Raw genomic sequence first — 18,619 nt, 5'->3', positions numbered from 1 at the left:
CGACCCTAGCGACCCGCGGGCAGGAAGCCGACGCGGTCGTAGACGTCGCGCAGGGTGGCCTCCGCCACGGCGCCCGCGCGTTCGGCGCCCTCACCGAGGATCCGCTCCAGCTCGGTGCGGTCGGCGAGCAGCTCGCGCGTGCGCTCGCGGATCGGGGTCAGCACGCCGAGGACCACCTCGGCGACCTCGGACTTGAGGTCACCGTAGCCGCGACCCTCGAAGGAGGCGACCAGCTCCTCGACCTTCTCCCCCGACAGCGCCGAGTGGATGCTGAGCAGGTTGCTGACGCCGGGCTTGGTCTCCCGGTCGAAGCGGATCTCGGTCTCCGAGTCGGTCACCGCGGACCTGAACTTTTTGGTCACCACGGTGGGCTCGTCGAGGACCCACACGCAGCCCTGCCCGCCGATGGACTTCGACATCTGCTTCTCGGGGATCTGCAGGTCGTAGATCTTCGCCGTCGACTCGAGGATGTACGGCTCGGGCGCGCGGAAGGTCTTCTTGAACCGGTGGTTGAAGCGCGCGGCCAGGTCGCGGGTCAGCTCGAGGTGCTGGCGCTGGTCCTCCCCCACCGGGACGTACTGCGGCCGGTAGAGCAGGATGTCGGCCGCCTGGAGGATGGGATAGGTGAACAGCCCGACGCTGGACGCGCCCTCGCCGCCCTTGGCGGACTTGTCCTTGAACTGCGTCATCCGACGTGCCTCGCCGAACCCCGTGAGGCACTGCAGCACCCAGCCGGCCTGGGTGTGCGCAGGCACCTGGCTCTGCACGAAGATCGTCGCGCGGGCCGGGTCGACGCCGGCGGCGAGGAGCTGCGCGACGGACACCAGCGTGCGCTCGCGCAGGAGCTTAGGGTCGTGCTCGACGGTGATGGAGTGCAGGTCCGCGATGAAGTAGAAGGGCTCGAACTCCTCCTGGAGTGCGACCCACTGGCGTAGCGCCCCGAGGAAGTTCCCGAGGTGGAAGGAGTCCGCTGTCGGCTGGATGCCGGAGAGGACCCGCGGACGCGAGGCGGGCGTGGTCGACATGCGATCAGTCTCTCACCGCCGACGCCCCGCGACTCGACGGGGGACGGGAGCACCAGCGCGGGAGAGGTCAGACTACCCAGCCCACGTTGTCGGCGACCAGGTCGGCCATCGGGTAGATCCCGCGCAGCTCCTGGCGTCGCTCCAGCAGGCTCACGACGGCACCCACGTTGCGGTCGGCCAGCTGCCGGCGGCGCTCGATCTCCTTCGAGAGCTTCTCGTCCATGTTGATCCCTCCGTTCTCCGGGTGGCGGGTCCACCCCACGAATTGGATCGTTACAAAGGAGGGCTACACAAGGGTTCCGGTTGTGTTAACTCCACGCAACATGCACGGAAAAGGCGTGCACCCGCCGCGCGTCCCGCGGGGGTCAGGCCGAGGCGGCGTCGCGCTGACGCACGTGCAGTCGCGCCGACACCAGCAGGATCGCCACCCCGCCCAGCGACAGCGCGAGGCCGACCAGTGCCGGTGCGCGCAGGCCCCAGCCGGCGGCGATGACGAGGCCGCCGAGCCATGCGCCGAGGGCGTTGGCGACGTTGAGCGAGGCGTGGTTCATCGCGGCACCCAGGGTCTGGGCGTCACCGGCCACGTCCATGAGTCGCAGCTGCAGGTTGACCACCAGCACGGAGCCGAGGGTGGTGATGAGGAAGACGATCGGCAGCGCGGCCCACCCGTGCGGGGCGGCGACCCAGAAGGCCAGCATCGTCGCGGCCATGCCCGTGCCGCCGATGATCAGCGAGCGGAAGATCGACCAGTCGGCCATGATCCCCGCGACCCAGGTGCCGGCCACCATGCCGAGCCCGAAGGCCAGCAGGTAGACCGGGACCGATCGCTCGCCCAGCCCGGCCACGTCGGTGACCACGGGGGCGATGTAGGAGTAGACCGCGAACATGCCGCCGAAGCCGACGGCGCCGGCCAGCAGCGTCAGCCAGACCTGGGGCACGGCGAAGGCGGAGAGCTCGCGCCGTCCGCTCGCGCCGGCGTCTCCCGCGACCGACGGCACGAACCAGGTCACCAGCGCGAGCGTCAGCAGCGCGAGCACGCTGACGGCCCAGAAGGCCGCTCGCCAGCCCAGCTCCTGGCCCAGCACGGTCGCCGCCGGCACGCCGAGCACGTTGGCCACGGACAGGCCGAGCATCACCTGCGAGACCGCTCGCCCCTTGCGCGACGGCCGCGCCAGGCTCGCCGCGACGAGCGAGGCCACACCGAAGTACGCCCCGTGCGGCAGCCCGGCCGCGAATCGGGCGACCATCAGCTGCTCGTACGACGTCGCCAGCGCGCTCACCCCGTTGCCGACCGCGAAGGCGGCCATCAGCGCGACGAGCATCGCCCGGCGCGGGAGCCGCGCCCCGAGGAAGGCGAGCACGGGCGCGCCCACGACCACGCCCACCGCGTACGCCGAGATCACGTGGCCGCCGGTGGGGATCGAGACGTCGACGCCTCCCGCGATCTGGGGCAGCAGCCCCATCGTCACGAACTCGGCGGTGCCGATGGCGAAGCCGCCCATCGCCAGGGCGAGGACGGCCAGGCCGAAGTGGCGGGCGGTCACCGAGGGGACGTCGAGGTCGTCGGCGGGAAGGTCGGTGGTGGCGGCAGTCGTCGTCATCACCTGGCGCAAGACAGGAGCCTTCGGGGGTATTCCCCGGGGGCTCCGTCTGTGACGCGGCTCGCGCTCAGCCCAGCGAGGCGAGCGTCTGGTTGAAGGTGGCGGACGGACGCATCACCGCGGCCGCCTTCTCCGGGTCGGGCCGGAAGTAGCCGCCGATGTCGGCCGGCTCGCCCTGCACGGCGAGCAGCTCGTCGACGATCGTCTGCTCCTTGTCGCGCAGGTCGCCGGCCAGGGCGGCGAAGGCCGCCGCGAGGTCGGCGTCCTCGGTCTGCTTCGCGAGCTCCTCGGCCCAGTAGAGCGCGAGGTAGAAGTGCGAACCGCGGTTGTCGATCGTGCCCAGCTTGCGACCCGGCGACCGGTCCTCGTTGAGGAACGTCTCGGTCGCGCGGTCGAGGCTGTCACCGAGGATCCGCGCCCGGGCGTTGTCGTCGTAGCCGGCGAGGTGCTCGAGGGATGCGGCCAGCGCGAAGAACTCGCCCAGGCTGTCCCAGCGCAGGTAGTTCTCCTTGACCAGCTGCTGCACGTGCTTGGGCGCCGAGCCGCCGGCGCCGGTCTCGAAGAGGCCACCGCCGTTCATCAGCGGGACGATCGAGAGCATCTTGGCGCTGGTGCCGAGCTCGAGGATCGGGAACAGGTCGGTGTTGTAGTCGCGCAGCACGTTGCCGGTCACCGAGATGGTGTCCTCACCGCGGCGGATCCGCTCGAGGGAGTACGTCGTCGCGGCCGCCGGCGCCATGATCTCCAGCGAGAGGCCCTCGATGTCGCCCACCAGGTCGCGATCGGCGAGGTAGTCGTTGACCTTGGCGATCAGGTTGGCGTCGTGGGCGCGGGTCTCGTCGAGCCAGAACACGGCCGGCGTACGGCTGGCGCGGGCGCGGGTGACGGCCAGCTTGACCCAGTCGCGGATCGAGGCGTCCTTGGTCTGGCACGCGCGCCAGATGTCGCCGGCCTCGACCTCGTGCGACATCAGCACGTCGCCCGCCGCGTTGCGCACCTCGACGCGGCCCGGCGCCGGGATCTCGAAGGTCTTGTCGTGCGAGCCGTACTCCTCGGCCGCCTTGGCCATCAGCCCGACGTTGGGCACCGAGCCCATCGTCGACGGGTCGAGCGCGCCGTTGGCCTTGCAGTCGTCGATGACGGCCTGGTAGACGCCGGCGTAGGACGAGTCGGGGATGACGGCGAGGGTGTCCTGCTCGGCGCCGTCCGCGTTCCACATGTGGCCCGAGGTGCGGATCATGGCCGGCATCGAGGCGTCGATGATGACGTCGGAGGGGACGTGCAGGTTCGTGATGCCGCGGTCGGAGTCCACCATGGCCAGCGCCGGTCCCGAGGACAGGCCGGCCTCGAAGGCCGCCTTGATCTCCGCACCGTTCTCGACGCCGTCGAGGCCGGACAAGATGGCGCCCAGGCCGTCGTTGGCCGACAGGCCCGCGGCGGCCAGCTGCTCGCCGTACTGGGAGAAGACGTCGGCGAAGTACGCGCGCACGACGTGGCCGAAGATGATCGGGTCGGAGACCTTCATCATCGTGGCCTTGAGGTGGGCGGAGAACAGGACGCCGTCCTCCTTGGCCTTGGCGACCTGCGCCTCGAGGAACTCGTCGAGCGCGGCGGCGCTCATGAAGGTGGCGTCGACGACCTCGCCCGCCAGCACGGCCAGGTTGTCCTTGAGGACGGTCTCGCCGTCGGCGCCCACGTGGACGATGGACAGCGTGTCGTCGCCCTCGATGACCACCGACTGCTCGTTGCTGCGGAAGTCGTCGTGGCCCATCGTGGCGACCGACGTCTTGGAGTCGCTGCTCCAGGCGCCCATCGAGTGCGGGTGCGACTTCGCGTAGTTCTTCACCGACGCGGGTGCGCGGCGGTCGGAGTTGCCCTCGCGCAGCACCGGGTTGACCGCGGAGCCCTTGACCCGGTCGTAGCGGGCGCGGACCTCGCGCTCCTCGTCGGTCTGCGGGTTCTCGGGGTAGTCGGGCAGGTCGTAGCCCTGCGAGCGCAGCTCGGCGATGGTCGCCTTGAGCTGCGGGATCGAGGCGGAGATGTTGGGCAGCTTGATGATGTTGGCCTCGGGCCTGGTGGCCAGCTCGCCGAGCTCGGCCAGCGCGTCGTCGAGGCGCTGCTCGTCGGTGAGCCGGTCGGGGAACTGCGCGATCACGCGTCCGGCGAGGGAGATGTCACGGGTCTCGACGTCCACACCTGCGGTCTTCGCGTAGGCGGCGATGATCGGCAGGAACGAGTACGTCGCGAGCAGCGGCGCCTCGTCGGTGTGGGTGTAGATGATCTTGGCCATGGGTAGGACAGCTCCTGGTGATCGTTCTGAGTGATCGGGCGGCGGGATAACTCTTGACGTCAAGATACCTGACGCCGGACGACAGTGCGACTCGCCTACCCTCGCACCCCGGTGCGCACGCGGCTAGAGTGCGCGTGGCCGACGCGGGGTCCGGCCCACGACCTGGAGGACAGCCACGATGACTGACACCGTCGCAGACACGCCGACGACCGGACAGAAGTTCACCGCCGAGACGCTGGGCACCTTCGTGCTCGTGTTCTTCGGCTGCGGGGCAGCCATGCGCAGCGGCGGCGACTACGTCGCCACCGGCCTGACCTTCGGCTTGACCGTCGTGGTCATGGCCTACGCGGTGGGGCGCATCTCCGGCGGCCACTTCAACCCCGCGGTCACGCTGGGCGCCGTGCTCGGCGGTCGCCTCCCGTGGAACCAGGTCGGCATCTACATGGCCGCCCAGCTCCTCGGCGGCCTGCTCGCCGGCGCCGCGTTGTTCGGGCTCAACCACGGCTTCGACGGCTTCAGCGCCGAGGGCAACATGGCCCAGAACTTCTTCGGCGACCAGGGCACCGGCTACGCCTGGTGGGCCGCGCTGCTGCTCGAGATCCTGCTCACCGCCGTCTTCCTCTGGGTGATCCTCGCGGTGACCGACGAGCGCAACGAGGTCAACGTGGCGCTCGGCCCGCTAGCCATCGGCTTCGCCCTCGCGATGATCCACTTCGCCTCGATGAGCGCCACGGGCACCTCGGTCAACCCGGCCCGCTCCATCGGTCCCGGCGTCTTCGCCGGCACCGACGCGATCGTCCAGCTCTGGCTCTTCGTCCTGGCGCCGCTCCTCGGCGCGGCGATCGCCGGCCTCACCTACCCGATCCTCTTCGGACAGGGCGCCGCGCCCGTCGCCGGCTCCGGCCTCAACTTCGGCGGCGGCCGCAAGGACCAGTTCGTCCCGGGCAACTACGAGGCCCAGTGGAACCAGGGCCAGCAGGGTGGCTGGGGCCAGCCCGGTGCCGCCTGGGGCGCTCCCCCGCAGCAGCAGTGGGGCCAGCCCGCGCCGCAGCAGCAGCCCGACCCGGCCTACGGCGCTCCCCAGGCCGCGCCGCCCGCGGGTCCGCCCGCCCAGCCCGGCCAGTGGGGCCAGCCCGAGCCCTACCAGCCGCCGACGCAGCCGGCTCAGCCCGGCCAGTGGGGTGCCCCGCCGGCCCCCGGCGCCCAGCCCGGACAGCAGAGCGCTCCCGGCCACTGGGGCAACCCGGACGGCGACGACGACGGCCGCACCCAGGTGCGCCGCCCCGACTAGTCCGCGGGACCGCTCACCCGCCGGGCCACCCAGCCGGCGTCGAGGTCCTCGACGCTGACGAGGCCGACACCCGACTCGTACACGTTGCGCGTCGCGGTGTCGGCCTCGTTGCGTCCCGCCTCCCGCGTCTGCACCATCTGCCGCGACTGGTCCTCGACGGTCGTGCTCGCCCGCGGCAGGCCCGGAGCGGCGTACGCCAGCCAGCCGTCGCCGAGGCGCGGGTCGGCCGGCATGGCGAGTCCCGCCTCGGCGCCGTCCTCGCCCGCGCGCCAGCTGCCGACGGCACCGTCGGCGCCCACCAGCCACACGTTGCCGTCCTCGTCCTGGGCGTAGAACCGGGTCTCCTCGGCCGCGTCCCGCCCGATGCGCGTGGTGGTGCGGACGACCGTGGCGCCCAGACCGGCGACCACGCTGGGGTCCTCGAGCACCTCGGTCTCGACGGCGCCGATCTCGCGGCCCTCGTCGGTCACCTCGTAGGACCAGGTCGCTCCCGGCTCGAGCGGCAGCCACGGGTTGTCGACGCCGCCGACGAAGTCCTCGGGGTCCGGCGAGGGCGTGGGGATGACCAGGCCGTTGATGCCGACCGAGTCGTAGGGAGCAGGCTGTCCGATGCCGGCGCACCCGGCGAGCGCGGGGACGCCGAGGGCCAGCGCGGCGAGGACGCCGGCGCCCGCGCGGGGGCGACGTACGGCTCGGGGCATGGGCGCCAGCATGCCAGCCGCCACCACGGGTCCGGCGCGGGAACCGGCGCTGCTAGCGTCAGCAAGGCTGCACCCCTCACGCTCATCCACGCACACCCACGAGGAGTACCACCGTGACCTCCGAACCGCTCAAGGTCGCCGTCACCGGCGCCGCCGGCCAGATCGGCTACAGCCTGCTCTTCCGCCTCGCCAGCGGTGCGCTGACCGCGGACCGGCCCATCGAGCTGCGCCTGCTCGAGATCGAGCCCGCCCTCAAGGCGCTCGAGGGCGTCGTCATGGAGCTCGACGACTGCGCGTTCCCCGGCCTCGCCGGCGTCGAGATCGGCGCGGACGCCGAGAAGATCTTCGACGGGGTCAACCTGGCCCTGCTGGTCGGTGCCCGCCCCCGCGGCCCCGGCATGGAGCGTGGGGACCTGCTCTCCGCCAACGGCGCCATCTTCACCGCCCAGGGCAAGGCCCTCAACGCGGTCGCGGCCGACGACGTGCGCATCGGCGTGACCGGCAACCCGGCCAACACCAACGCCCTCATCGCGATGAGCAACGCCCCCGACATCCCGCGCGAGCGGTTCTCGGCGCTCACCCGCCTCGACCACAACCGCGCGATCTCGCAGCTCGCGACCAAGACCGGGGCCAAGGTCACCGACATCAAGAAGATGACCATCTGGGGCAACCACTCGGCCACGCAGTACCCCGACCTGTTCCACGCGGAGGTCAACGGCCAGAACGCCGCCGAGCTGGTCGGCGACCAGGACTGGCTCGAGAACACGTTCATCCCGACCGTCGCCAAGCGCGGTGCCGCGATCATCGACGCCCGCGGCTCGTCCTCGGCCGCCTCGGCCGCGTCCGCCACCATCGACGCCGCCCGCGACTGGCTCTACGGCTCGGCGCCGGACGACTGGGTGTCGATGGCGGTCGTGTCCCGCGGGGAGTACGGCGTGCCCGAGGGCCTCGTGTCGTCGTTCCCGGTCACCACGTCCGGTGGTGACTGGTCGATCGTCGAGGGGCTGGACATCGACGACTTCTCCCGCGCCCGCATCGACGCCTCCACCGCGGAGCTCGCCGACGAGCGTCAGGCCGTCACCGAGCTCGGGCTCATCTGAGCCCTGCTCCGCAGCACCGGACGGTGCGTGCGGCGGGTCCGGGACGCCCCGGTCCTGCCGTACGCACCGTTCCTGCGTTCAGGGGACGGTCACAGGCCTGGCTGGTCCGGGATGGAGCCGGCGAGGAACACCAGCGACCCGCCCAACGCGATGAGGATGGCCGCGTCGAGCAGCTTGTGGCGCACCGCCAGCATCCCTGCGTCGCGACTCCTCAGCAGCAGGCGCAGGAGGGCGGCGAAGATCAGCGAGCCGCCCATCAGCCGGATGCCTGGGCGCCACTCGCCGACGGCGACGAGGACCATCGCGACCGCGACGGCACCGAGCACGAGCAGGTAGAACGTGCCGCCGATCGTGGACGGGTAGCGCCGGGGCTCGTCCGGGTCCACCGGCTCGGCCGAGGTCGGCGCGACCGACTCGGGCGGCTCGATGTGGTCAGGGCGGTCCGGCTCGGTCATCTCAGGACCGGACGGACTTCTCGGCGATCTCGACGATGTTGGTCAGCAGCATCGCGCGCGTCATCGGGCCGACGCCCTTGGGGTTGGGCGAGACCCAGCCCGCCACGTCCCACACGTCGGGGTGCACGTCGCCGGTGACCTTGCCGTCGACGCGGGAGACGCCGACGTCGAGCACCGCGGCGCCCGGCTTGACCATGTCGGCGGTGATGATCCCCGGCACCCCGGCCGCGGCCACGACGATGTCGGCGTTGCGCACGTGCGCAGCGAGATCGACGGTGCCGGTGTGGCACAGCGTGACGGTCGCGTTCTCCGAGCGCCGCGTCAGGAGCAGGCCGAGCGGCCGGCCGACCGTGAGGCCGCGGCCGACGACGACGACCTCCGCCCCGGCGATCTGGACGCCGTGGCGGCGCAGCAGCTCGATGGCACCGACGGGGGTGCACGGCAGCGGCCCGGCCTCGCCGAGGACCAGCTTGCCGAGGTTGGTGGGGTGCAGTCCGTCGACGTCCTTGTCGGGGTCGACGCGCGAGAGCAGCGCGAACTCGTCGAGGCCGGTGGGCTGCTGCACGATGAAGCCGGTGCAGGCGTCGTCGGCGTTGAGCTCGTCGATGACGGCCTCCACCTCGGCCTGGTCGGCCGTGGCCGGCAGGTCGCGCCGGATCGAGGTGATGCCGATCTCCGCGCAGTCCTTGTGCTTGGCGCCGACGTACCAGTGCGAGCCGGGGTCGTCGCCGACCAGCACCGTGCCGAGCCCGGGGGTGACCCCCTGCTCCCGAAGCGCGGCAACGCGCTCCGCCAGCTCCGCCTTGATGGTCCGCAGGGTTGCTGCCCCGTCGAGGGTCTGTGCCGTCACGCCGGGCAGTCTAGGGCCACGCCTCCACGCGCCGGCGGTGCGCCAGCCACATCTCGCGGGGGCCGGATGTGGCTGGGGCACCGCTCGGCGTACCACGCGCGGGTGTCGCCCGCGCCGGCGGTGCGCCAGCCACCTCACGCAGCGCCCGGATGTGGCTGAGCCACCGCTCGGCGTACGACGCGCGGGTGTCGCCCGCGCCGGCGGTTTGTCAGCCACATCACGCAGCGCCCGGATGTGGCTGAGCCACCGCTCGGCGTACGACGTGCGGGTGTGCCCGCGTCGGCGGTGCGCCAGCCACATCGCGCGAAGGCCGGATGTGGCTGGGGCACCGCTGGGCGTACGAGCGGGGGTACCCACGCGCCGGCGGTGCGCCAGCCACATCACGCAGAGCCCGCATGTGGCTGAGCCACCGCTCGGCGTACGAGTGCAGGGGTGTCGCCTGCACCGGCGGTGCGCCAGCCACCTCACGCAGCGCCGGGATGTGGCTGGGCCACCGCTCGGCGTACGACGCGCGCGGGGTCGCCCGCCCCAGCGGTGCGCCAGCCACATCACGCAGCGCCCGCATGTGGCTGGGCCACCGCTGAACGTACGACCGGCGTACCCCCGCCAGCCGCCCGCGATCAGTGGAAGAAGTGCCGCGTGCCGGTGAGGTACATCGTCACGCCCGCCGCCTCGCACGCGGCGACGACCTCGGCGTCGCGCACGGAGCCGCCCGGCTGCACGATCGCCCGCACGCCGGCGTCGATGAGGATCTGCGGACCGTCCGCGAACGGGAAGAACGCGTCCGAGGCCGCGACGGCGCTGGCCGCCCGCTCCCCCGCCCGTTCCACCGCGAGCCGGCAGGAGTCGACGCGGTTGACCTGGCCCATGCCGACGCCGACGGAGGCGCCGTCGGCGGCCAGCAGGATCGCGTTGGACTTCACCGCGCGGCAGGCGCGCCAGGCGAAGGCGAGGTCGGCCAGGACCTCGGGCGAGGCGGCGGCGCCGGTGGCGAGGGTCCACGTGGCCGGGTCGTCGCCCTCCGCGGAGAGGACGTCGCGCTGCTGCAGGAGCAGGCCGCCGGAGATCGACCGCGTCTCGGCACCCCCGCGCGCCAGCGGCGGGCACTCCAGGACGCGGATGTTCTTCTTGGCGCGCAGCGCCTCGATCGCACCGTCCTCGTAGCCGGGGGCGACGATCACCTCGGTGAAGATCTCGGCGACCTGCTCGGCCATCGCCACCGAGACGGGCACGTTCGTGGCGATCACGCCTCCGAACGCGCTGACCGGGTCGCACTCGTGGGCCTTGCGGTGCGCGGCGGCGACGTCGTCCCCCACCGCGATGCCGCACGGGTTGGCGTGCTTGATGATCGCCACCGCCGGCTCGTCGAAGTCGTACGCCGCCCGGCGCGCCGCGTCGGCGTCGACGTAGTTGTTGTAGGACATCTCCTTGCCGTGGTGCTGCGTGGCCTGAGCCAGGCCGGGGCCCTCGGGCAGGAAGCCGTTGGCGTACAGCGCGGCGCCCTGGTGGGGGTTCTCGCCGTAGCGGAGCACCGCCTGCTTGTCCCAGGTGGCGCCGATCCAGGCCGGGAAGCCGGAGCCCTCGCTGGTGTCGGTCAGGACGTTGCCCATCCAGGAGGCGACGTGGACGTCGTAGGTCGCGGTGTGCACGAACGCCTCGGCGGCCAGGCGCTGCCGCTCGGCGAGGGTGAACCCCCCGGCCGCGACGGCGGCCAGCACGTCGTCGTACGACGCGGGCGAGGTGACGATGGCGACGCTCGGGTGGTTCTTGGCGGCGGCACGCACCATCGAGGGGCCGCCGATGTCGATCTGCTCGACGCACTCGTCGGGGCTCGCGCCCGAGGCGACCGTCTGCGTGAACGGGTAGAGGTTGCTCACCACGAGGTCGAACGGCTCGACGCCGAGCTCCTCGAGCTGGGCGACGTGGGAGTCCAGGCGGCGGTCGGCCAGGATCCCGGCGTGCACGCGGGGGTGCAGCGTCTTGACGCGGCCGTCGAGGCACTCGGGGAAGCCGGTGAGGTCCTCCACCCGCGTGACCGGCAGCCCCAGCGACTCGATGAGGGCGGCCGAGCCGCCGGTGGAGACCAGCTCGACGCCGGCCTCGTGCAGGCCTCGGACCAGGTCGTCGAGACCGGCCTTGTCGTAGACGGACACCAGCGCGCGGCGGATCGGGATGCGGGCCTCAACAGCTTCGGGGGACACGGGACTCCTCGGTCGGTTCGAGTCGGGGCACCCAGGCGTTCGATGCTCCCGCGCGTCACTCCCCGGTGGTGGCCCACCTGCGCCAGTCGTGTGGTGGCAGCCTACCGAGCGGCGGCGCCGATGCGAACCCGGCGCCCCTCCACCGTGATGCCCTCGCGGGCGATGCGACCGACCGCGTCGACGAGCATGGCGCGCTCGGCGGTCTTGATCCGCTCGTGCAGCGACTCGACGTCGTCGCCCTCGTGGACCTCGACCGGCACCTGGGCGACGATCGGGCCGGTGTCGACGCCGGCGTCCACCACGAAGAGGGTCGCGCCGGTGACCTTGACGCCGTACGCGAGCGCGTCGCGCGGGCCGTGCATGCCGGGGAAGGCCGGGCACAGCGCCGGGTGGGTGTTGAGGGTCAGGAACCGGTCCAGGAAGCGCGCCGAGAGCAGCTTCATGAAGCCCGCCGAGACCACGACGTCGGGCTCGAATCGCTCGACGACGGTCGCGAGGGACTCGTCCCAGCCCTCACGGGTCTCGAAGTCCGTGACCGACCGGCTGAAGGTCGGGATCCCGGCCCGCTCGGCGCGGGCGAGGCCCTCGATGCCGTCGCGGTCGGCGCCCACGGCGACCACGCGGGCGCCGTACGCCGGGTCGGCGCAGGCGTCGATCAGGGCCTGCAGGTTGGTGCCGGAACCGGAGACGAGGACGACGAGGCGGGCGGGCTGCACGCGCTCACTCTAGGCGCGGTGCGAGGGCTCCGGTGCCGTGGTCCGCTCGCGGACCAGGCGGCCGGCGACCAGCGCGGCGATCCCTGTGGTCACCGGCACGGCGGCGATGATCCCCAGCCCGCCGACCAGGCCGCGGACGACCTCCTGGGCGACCACCTCCTGGCTGACCGCGATGCCGAACGGCAGCGAGAGCGCGGAGAAGACCAGCATCAGCGGCAGCGTGGCCCCGACGTAGGCCAGCACGAGCGTGTTGACCGTCGACGCGACGTGGGAGCGCCCGATCCGCATGGCGCGCACGAACAGCGACCGCGCGGTGGCGTCGGGATCGACGTCGGCGAGCTCCCACACCGCCCACGTCTGGGTGACCGTGACGTCGTCGAGGACGCCGAGCGCGCCGATCACCAGTCCCGCCAGCAGCAGGCCACGGAGGTCGACCTGGGTGGCGATGCCGGAGATGTACTGGCTGCCCTCGTCGACCAGTCCGGTGAAGTGCCCGACGGTCGTGAAGACCCAGCCGATCCCGCCGATGACCACCAGCGCGATCAGCGTGCCGAGCATCGCGACGCTCGAGCGCAGGTCGAAGCCATGGGACAGGTAGAGCGTGACCAGCATGATCGCCGCGGCGGTGACCACCGCGACCGCCAGCGGCGGCGAGCCCTCCATGATCGCCGGCAGCGTGAACACCGCGATGAGCACCAGGGAGTAGGCCAGGCCGGCCAGCGCGCCGATGCCGCGCCAGCGGGAGAGTGCGAGCACGCCGAGCGCGAAGATCACCGTCAGGGCGAGCAGAGGCGGGCCGCGATCGAAGTCCTGGAAGGCGTACTGCTCCCCCTCCGGCGCCTGCTCGGCGTAGGAGACGATGATCCGGTCGCCGGGCACGACCTCGGGCGCCCGCTCGCCGTAGGGCAGCAGCGCCTCGGCCTCACCGGGCGCCCCCGGACCGCTCAGCAGGTCGACCCGGGCCGACCGGCACCCCGGGCGGTCCTGCCGGCACTCCCCGATGTCGAGCACGTGCGCCGTCCCGCGCTGTACGTCGACTCCCGGTCCGGAGATCTCGAGGTCGCCGTCGGGCCAGAGGACCGCGACGCCCACGACGGTCGCGAGGACGAGCGGGACGACGAGGAGTGCCATCAGCACCCGGATGTGCCGCGGCGCGGGCCCCAGGGAGGGGCGCTCGCCGTGGCTGTGGCCAGCTCCCACTCGTCAGTCCCCGGCCGCAGACGGGTCGTGGATCGGGTCGGTGCCCGGCTCGGAGGCCGACTCGGGGGCTGGGCCGGACGCCGCGCGGGCGGCGCGCCACGCCGGCACCGCCAGCACGCTCGCCCCGAGCAGCGCACCGAGGCCGCAGGCGGTGACCGCGTGCACCAGCACGTCGGGGTGGAAGGGACCGACGAAGCGCATCCGGCCGGGGCCCGCGGCCCCACCGGAGAGCGAGGCGAGCACGGCGAAGCCCACACCGGCCGCGATCCCGCCGCCGCACCCGGCCAGGGCGAGCTGGTCCCAGCTCAGGGCGCGTCCGCGCAGCGCTCGGAACGCCGCGACCGCGGCCACCAGCGGCGGCAGGAGCATCAGGGCGCCGACCCAGCCCGCCGGCGTGCCGGGGGCCGGCAGCGCCGCCAGCAGGGGCACGACCGGCAGCGGTCCGAGCACGACCGCGCTGGGCGAGACGACCGTGGCCCCGCCGACGGCGAAGCCCGGGCCGAGGAGCCACGAGCCGCTGAAGACGGCGGCGTTGGGCACGAACGCCGTGTTGAGCAGCGCGAAGTAGCCGGCCTCGGCCGCGCTCGGGTGCAGCTGTGAGGTCATGGTGGCGGCGTCGTCGAAGGAGAGCCCCAGCGCCACGACGAACACGAGCGCGGAGACCGCCAGGAAGGTGCCGAGCAGCCTCGCGGCGACGCTCGCCGCGGAGCGCAGGGTCGCCGGCACGAGGGCCGCCCAGATCGCGGCACGGCCCGAGCCGACGGCGATCGCCGGTGCCGCCACGAGCGCCGTCATGGCGATCGTCCAGGCCAGGACGCGCGGCACGGACGGGTCGGCGGAGGTCCCGGCGGCCAGCGCGGCGACGACGACGGCCACCACCGCGTAGCCGGACAGGAAGAGCAGGACCGCGGTGGGCACGGTGAGGTCGCGCTCACCGTCGGAGATGCGGTCGGCGTCGGGACCGTGGCCCGACACCGCGTCGCCGACGCGGTGGCCCAGACGCCACATCGACCACGCCGCGACCGCGGTGATGCCCAGCGGCACGACGGTGATGCGCACCCCCTCCACGGTGACGCCCGAGCCGTGCCCGACCAGCCAGGCGAGGGCGCCCGCGCGCATGCCGTCTCGAGGTACGCCGTGCACGCCGGCGTCCGCGACGAACCAGCCGACCACGCCCACCGCCAGCAGCACCACGAGCGGTCCCAGGGCGGCGAGGGCGCCGCCGAGCGTGGCGATCAGCACCAGCGGTCGCGGCCGGGCAGCATCGGCCCGGACGGTGTCGGGGCGGGTGAGCAGCGACGTCATGGCCGCCCCATCATCACCCGCCCCGCGCGCGGGATCACGCTCCCACGCCGCCTCCCGTGGCGCCTCCCATCAGCCTCCGATCGAGCCTCCCCGCACCGGCGTACGCACCCGTGGCGCCCGGACGAGGACGATGTGCGCGGCGTTGCGCGCTCCCGTACCGTGGAGCGGTCATGAGGAGCCCGGAGACCTTCGACGCCTACTACGTCGAGACGCGCGCGCGACTCCTGCACGAGGCCTACGCGCTCACCGGCGACGCGCCCGCAGCCCGGGCGGCCGTGCGGGACGCCTTCGTGATCGCCTGGCACCACTGGCGCAAGGTCGGCGTGCTCGAGGACCGCGACGCCTACGTCCGCCCGCTCGCCCTCGGCCGGGCCCGGCGCCGGCACACCGCGCGCATCTGGCACCGCGACAAGTCGCTGGACCCGGAGGTGCGCGCCACCCTCGACGCGCTGGCCAAGCTTCCCGCCCGGCAGCGCGAGCTGCTGGTGCTCAACGGCCTGTCCGCGCTGTCGCTGACCGACATCGGCCGCGCCGTGGGACTGCCGCGCTCCGATGCCGAGCGGGAGCTGCAGCTCGCCAGCGCCCAGTTCTCACTCCACCGCGACCTGCCCAGCACCGAGATCCCGCGCCTGCTCCGCGACCTCGCGGCACCGCTGGAGTCCATCCGCTGGCCTCGGGCCACGGTGGTCCGCCGCTCCGGCGCCGCGCGGCGGCGTACACACACCGCCATCGGCGCCGCGGTCGCCACGGCGGCGCTGGTGGCCTCCGGCTCCCTCGTGGCCACGGGGGCCGGCGCCGAGACCGCCAGCCTGAGCGAGGAGAAGGCGGTCACCGGTGTCACCGTGCACGCGCCGGCCCCGACCGCCTCCGGCGAGGAGCTGATCACCGAGTCGGCGCTGCTCTCCCCCGCGCAGATGTCACGCTTCGGCGCGGGTCTCGACTGGCGCGAGACCGCCACGACCGACAACCTGGGCGGCGACGGGCTGCTCGCCCCCTGCCAGCGCGAGCGCTTCGCCGACCCCGACGGCGTCACCGCTCTGGCCCGCACCTGGGAGGGGTCGACCAGCCGCACCGTCGCACGCGGCAACACCGGCGGCAGGCAGGGCGACCGCCGCGAGCGCAGGATGCGCCGGGTGGAGTCCACCGCGGTGCAGATGGTGGAGCTGTCGCGCAACGACCAGCAGGCGGCGCGGGGCTTCGAGACCGCCTCGATGTGGTTCGCCGGCTGCGCCGACCCGCGCACCCAGCTCGTGGCCACCCGCACCGTCAAGCGCGTGGGCGACCAGGCCCGCACGTTCCGGCTGCGCTCGTGGGGTCGGCAGCCGGCGACGGTCACGGTCGGGGTGGCCCGCACCGGCAGCCTGGTGGTGACCACCGTGGTCCGCAGCCAGGGCCGTCCCGTCAGCGACCGGAGCTCGCTGACCGGGTTGGCGGCGGCCGTCAACGCGCTGTGCGGATCCGAGGGTGCGGCGACCTGCGCGGGTCGCGCTCGGGCGTCGACCAGCCCGCCGCTCGACGTCGGTACGCCGCCCGGACTCCTGTCGGTCGTCGACCTGCCGCCCGTCGCCGCCGTCCGCGGTCCGTGGGTCGGCACCGAGCCGGAGCGGGCCCGCAACAACTACGCGGCGACGCGGTGCGACCGCACCACGTTCGTCGGCGAGGGCATCCGGCGACCGCTGACGCGCACCTTCTTGTTCCCGGAGACGCCGAACGCCTCGCAGCTCGGCCTGACCCAGACCGTCGGGTCGATGTCGCCCGGCCGGGCGCGCAGCTTCGTCGAGCAGGTCCGCAGCCGCATCCGCGAGTGCGGCCAGGCGAACCTCGGCACCACCGTGACCCCCCTGGCGTCCTCGTCGTCGGACGGCACCGACCTGAGCGCCTGGGCGCTGTCCATGGAGCTCAACGACCGGCAGTCCTTCCCCTTCCTCATGGCGATCGTGCGCGACGGGACGGCGGTCTCCCAGCTCGGCTTCGCCCCGGACCGCGACATGACGATGAGCCGCGCCGACTTCGTCGCGCTGTCGCGCCGGGTCCTCGAACGGCTGCGCGCGCTCGATTCGCGCGACTGACGCAACCTTTCGGCCCCCCAGCGGGTCTTAGCAGTCATGAGGCTTCCGACACTGGCACCTGCCGTGGCCCTGGCCTGCGCCGTGGCGCTGGCCGGGTGCGGCAGCGAGGAGTCACCCGTCCCCGTCGCCGGCACGGCGACCCCGTCGCCGGACAGCACGGCGACCCCGTCGCCGGACAGCACGGCGACCCCCGCCGACTTCCCGCTCGCGGCCGGGATGGTCGAGGACGGCGGCGACGTCGAGGTCAGCCCGCCGTCGGCGGACGGCGACGGCGTGGGTGAGGTGGAGGTCTGCGGGCGGGTGGTGTGGCCGCACAGCGATGCGTCCGCCCCCGCGATCCGCCGCCTCGTCACCACGGCGATCGGGCCGGAGTACGCCGATGCCCGCGAGCTCCTGGTCCATCGTGACGCGGCGGCAGCGACGGCGGCCGTGGAGGCGGTGCGCGAAGCCGCGGCCTCGTGCCGCACCTCCGAGACCCAGGTGTGGACGCCGCTCGAGCGCGACACCGGCCACGACACCGTCACCGTGGGCCTGACCTTCGACCAAGGGCCCGGCAGCGCGATCTTCCAGGTCACCGCGATCGGCTCTGCCACGCTGCTGGTGCACACGTACGGTGAGGGCACGCTCGCGTCGCTGGACGCCCAGGCCGACGAGGTCACCGCCACCACGGCGGAGATCGCTCCAGCGATGTGCGCGTTCACGGAAACGGGGTGCTAGGGGTGTCCATTCCCTCGACGCTCACCAGCTCGGCCTGTCCGACGCTGCCTTCGCCGCGGCGGATCTCGGCGGTCGCGCCGGTGCGCCTGCTGGGGGCCCACATGCTCTGGCGGGTGCTGTGGACGGTCAGGCGGCCGGAGCTCCACCACGCGCGGACGGCCCCGCAGGATGACCTGCGGGGCCGTCTCGAGAGCGCGGAGAGCGACGGGGCTCAGAGACCCTGAAGGACCTCGCGCATCAGGGCCGCGGTCTCGGAGGGCGTCTTGCCGACCTTGACGCCGGCGGCCTCGAGGGCCTCCTTCTTGGCCTGCGCGGTGCCGGACGAGCCGGAGACGATCGCGCCGGCGTGGCCCATGGTCTTGCCCTCGGGCGCCGTGAAGCCGGCGACGTAGCCGACGACCGGCTTGGTGACGTGCTCCTTGATGTACGCCGCGGCACGCTCCTCGGCGTCGCCGCCGATCTCGCCGATCATCACGATCGCCTTGGTCTCCGGGTCGTTCTCGAAGGCCTCGAGCGCGTCGATGTGCGTGGTGCCGATGATCGGGTCGCCGCCGATGCCGATGGCGGTGGTGAAGCCGAAGTCCTTCAGCTCGTACATCATCTGGTAGGTCAGCGTGCCGGACTTCGACACCAGGCCGACGGGGCCCTTGCCCGCGATGGTGTGCGGGGTGATGCCGGCCAGCGACTCCTCCGGCGTGATGATGCCCGGGCAGTTGGGCCCGATCATGCGGGTGGACTTGCCCTCGAGGTAGGCCACCACCTCGGCGGTGTCGAGGACCGGCACGCCCTCGGTGATGACGACGAGCAGCGGGATCTCGGCGTCGATCGCCTCGATGCAGGCGTCCTTGGTGAAGGCGGGCGGCACGAAGGCGACCGAGACGTTGGCGCCGGTCTCCTTCATCGCCTCCTCGACGGTGCCGAAGACGGGCAGCTCCTTGCCGCCGAGCTCGACGGTGGTGCCGGCCTTGCGGGCGTTGACGCCGCCCACGATGTTGGCACCGGACTCGACCATGAGGGTCGTGTGCTTGGCACCCATCCCACCGGTCATGCCCTGGACGATGATCTTGGAGTCGCGGTTCAGGTAGATAGACATGGCTT

Annotated in this window: 16 protein-coding genes; 4 read left to right on the top strand and 12 right to left on the bottom strand. The window is 72.9% G+C overall.

What is annotated here, in order from left to right; translation table 11 throughout:
- Positions 1-5: 5 nt before the first annotated feature.
- The 4 genes from trpS to J3P41_RS11055 all read right to left on the bottom strand — a co-directional run bounded on the left by trpS (position 6) and on the right by J3P41_RS11055 (position 4,916).
- Positions 6-1,025 (bottom strand): tryptophan--tRNA ligase, encoded by a 1,020-nt coding sequence (trpS, locus tag J3P41_RS11070; protein WP_210650347.1) that lies wholly within the window; start codon positions 1,023-1,025, stop codon positions 6-8.
- Positions 1,026-1,092: 67 nt separating this feature from the next.
- Positions 1,093-1,248 carry a hypothetical protein gene (locus tag J3P41_RS11065; protein ID WP_210650346.1) on the bottom strand — a complete coding sequence of 52 codons (156 nt, stop codon included), beginning with the start codon at positions 1,246-1,248 and terminating at the stop codon, positions 1,093-1,095.
- A 142-nt stretch (positions 1,249-1,390) separates the two neighbouring features.
- A complete protein-coding gene (locus J3P41_RS11060) occupies positions 1,391-2,629 on the bottom strand; it encodes an MFS transporter (RefSeq protein ID WP_307861984.1) in 1,239 nt (412 codons plus the stop codon).
- A 64-nt stretch (positions 2,630-2,693) separates the two neighbouring features.
- On the bottom strand, positions 2,694-4,916 hold the full coding sequence (locus J3P41_RS11055; RefSeq protein ID WP_210650345.1) for an NADP-dependent isocitrate dehydrogenase: 2,223 nt from the start codon (positions 4,914-4,916) through the stop codon (positions 2,694-2,696).
- Positions 4,917-5,094: 178 nt separating this feature from the next.
- On the opposite strand from J3P41_RS11055, the gene J3P41_RS11050 reads away from it, so the two are divergent.
- Positions 5,095-6,207, top strand: a complete 1,113-nt coding sequence (locus J3P41_RS11050) for an MIP family channel protein (RefSeq protein WP_210650344.1) — start codon at positions 5,095-5,097, stop codon at positions 6,205-6,207.
- On the opposite strand, the gene J3P41_RS11045 is transcribed toward J3P41_RS11050, so the two are convergent.
- On the bottom strand, positions 6,204-6,908 hold the full coding sequence (locus J3P41_RS11045; protein ID WP_210650343.1) for a hypothetical protein: 705 nt from the start codon (positions 6,906-6,908) through the stop codon (positions 6,204-6,206). The two genes, J3P41_RS11050 and J3P41_RS11045, sit on opposite strands and share 4 nt — an antisense overlap.
- Before the next feature lie 113 nt (positions 6,909-7,021).
- Between J3P41_RS11045 and J3P41_RS11040 the strand changes: the two genes are divergently transcribed.
- Positions 7,022-8,008, top strand: coding sequence for a malate dehydrogenase (locus J3P41_RS11040; RefSeq protein WP_210650342.1), 987 nt, complete (start codon positions 7,022-7,024; stop codon positions 8,006-8,008).
- An 89-nt stretch (positions 8,009-8,097) separates the two neighbouring features.
- On the opposite strand, the gene J3P41_RS11035 is transcribed toward J3P41_RS11040, so the two are convergent.
- From J3P41_RS11035 to J3P41_RS11010, 6 genes are all read right to left on the bottom strand, one after another.
- Entirely contained in the window at positions 8,098-8,463 is a 366-nt protein-coding gene (locus J3P41_RS11035) for a DUF3017 domain-containing protein (RefSeq protein WP_210650341.1), read from the bottom strand.
- 1 nt (position 8,464) lies between these two features.
- Positions 8,465-9,313 carry a bifunctional methylenetetrahydrofolate dehydrogenase/methenyltetrahydrofolate cyclohydrolase gene (locus J3P41_RS11030; RefSeq protein ID WP_210650340.1) on the bottom strand — a complete coding sequence of 283 codons (849 nt, stop codon included), beginning with the start codon at positions 9,311-9,313 and terminating at the stop codon, positions 8,465-8,467.
- Between the two features lie 620 nt (positions 9,314-9,933).
- The gene (gene purH, locus J3P41_RS11025) at positions 9,934-11,514 is read right to left on the bottom strand and encodes a bifunctional phosphoribosylaminoimidazolecarboxamide formyltransferase/IMP cyclohydrolase (RefSeq protein WP_210650339.1); all 1,581 of its coding nucleotides are present in this window, start codon (positions 11,512-11,514) and stop codon (positions 9,934-9,936) included.
- 101 nt (positions 11,515-11,615) lie between these two features.
- Positions 11,616-12,230 (bottom strand): phosphoribosylglycinamide formyltransferase, encoded by a 615-nt coding sequence (gene purN, locus J3P41_RS11020; RefSeq protein WP_210650338.1) that lies wholly within the window; start codon positions 12,228-12,230, stop codon positions 11,616-11,618.
- 9 nt (positions 12,231-12,239) lie between these two features.
- Positions 12,240-13,361 carry a YibE/F family protein gene (locus J3P41_RS11015; protein WP_210650337.1) on the bottom strand — a complete coding sequence of 374 codons (1,122 nt, stop codon included), beginning with the start codon at positions 13,359-13,361 and terminating at the stop codon, positions 12,240-12,242.
- 72 nt (positions 13,362-13,433) lie between these two features.
- Positions 13,434-14,735, bottom strand: coding sequence for a DUF6350 family protein (locus J3P41_RS11010; protein ID WP_210650336.1), 1,302 nt, complete (start codon positions 14,733-14,735; stop codon positions 13,434-13,436).
- A gap of 170 nt (positions 14,736-14,905) precedes the next feature.
- On the opposite strand from J3P41_RS11010, the gene J3P41_RS11005 reads away from it, so the two are divergent.
- Together J3P41_RS11005 and J3P41_RS11000 are read left to right on the top strand one after the other, a co-directional pair.
- Positions 14,906-16,804: a hypothetical protein gene (locus tag J3P41_RS11005; RefSeq protein WP_210650335.1), complete on the top strand. Its 1,899-nt coding sequence runs from the start codon at positions 14,906-14,908 to the stop codon at positions 16,802-16,804.
- A 36-nt stretch (positions 16,805-16,840) separates the two neighbouring features.
- Positions 16,841-17,521 carry a hypothetical protein gene (locus J3P41_RS11000; RefSeq protein WP_210650334.1) on the top strand — a complete coding sequence of 227 codons (681 nt, stop codon included), beginning with the start codon at positions 16,841-16,843 and terminating at the stop codon, positions 17,519-17,521.
- Between the two features lie 211 nt (positions 17,522-17,732).
- Here the strand turns inward: J3P41_RS11000 and sucD are convergent, their stop codons facing one another.
- Positions 17,733-18,614, bottom strand: coding sequence for a succinate--CoA ligase subunit alpha (gene sucD / locus J3P41_RS10995; RefSeq protein WP_210650333.1), 882 nt, complete (start codon positions 18,612-18,614; stop codon positions 17,733-17,735).
- Positions 18,615-18,619: the final 5 nt, after the last annotated feature.

Source organism: Nocardioides sp. SYSU D00065 (assembly GCF_017916425.1).
Taxonomy (GTDB): Bacteria; Actinomycetota; Actinomycetes; order Propionibacteriales; family Nocardioidaceae; genus Nocardioides.
This window is presented reverse-complemented; position numbering and strand designations above follow the sequence as displayed.

Bases quoted from the DNA above. Each gene is read 5' to 3' on its own strand.
- J3P41_RS11015 (WP_210650337.1), bottom strand. From the start codon at position 13,361: ATGGCACTCCTCGTCGTCCCGCTCGTCCTCGCGACCGTCGTGGGCGTC.
- J3P41_RS11045 (WP_210650343.1), bottom strand. From the start codon at position 6,908: ATGCCCCGAGCCGTACGTCGCCCCCGCGCGGGCGCCGGCGTCCTCGCC.
- J3P41_RS11065 (WP_210650346.1), bottom strand. From the start codon at position 1,248: ATGGACGAGAAGCTCTCGAAGGAGATCGAGCGCCGCCGGCAGCTGGCC.
- J3P41_RS11055 (WP_210650345.1), bottom strand. From the start codon at position 4,916: ATGGCCAAGATCATCTACACCCACACCGACGAGGCGCCGCTGCTCGCG.
- J3P41_RS11010 (WP_210650336.1), bottom strand. From the start codon at position 14,735: ATGACGTCGCTGCTCACCCGCCCCGACACCGTCCGGGCCGATGCTGCC.
- J3P41_RS11050 (WP_210650344.1), top strand. From the start codon at position 5,095: ATGACTGACACCGTCGCAGACACGCCGACGACCGGACAGAAGTTCACC.
- J3P41_RS11000 (WP_210650334.1), top strand. From the start codon at position 16,841: ATGAGGCTTCCGACACTGGCACCTGCCGTGGCCCTGGCCTGCGCCGTG.
- sucD (WP_210650333.1), bottom strand. From the start codon at position 18,614: ATGTCTATCTACCTGAACCGCGACTCCAAGATCATCGTCCAGGGCATG.
- trpS (WP_210650347.1), bottom strand. From the start codon at position 1,025: ATGTCGACCACGCCCGCCTCGCGTCCGCGGGTCCTCTCCGGCATCCAG.
- J3P41_RS11005 (WP_210650335.1), top strand. From the start codon at position 14,906: ATGAGGAGCCCGGAGACCTTCGACGCCTACTACGTCGAGACGCGCGCG.
- J3P41_RS11035 (WP_210650341.1), bottom strand. From the start codon at position 8,463: ATGACCGAGCCGGACCGCCCTGACCACATCGAGCCGCCCGAGTCGGTC.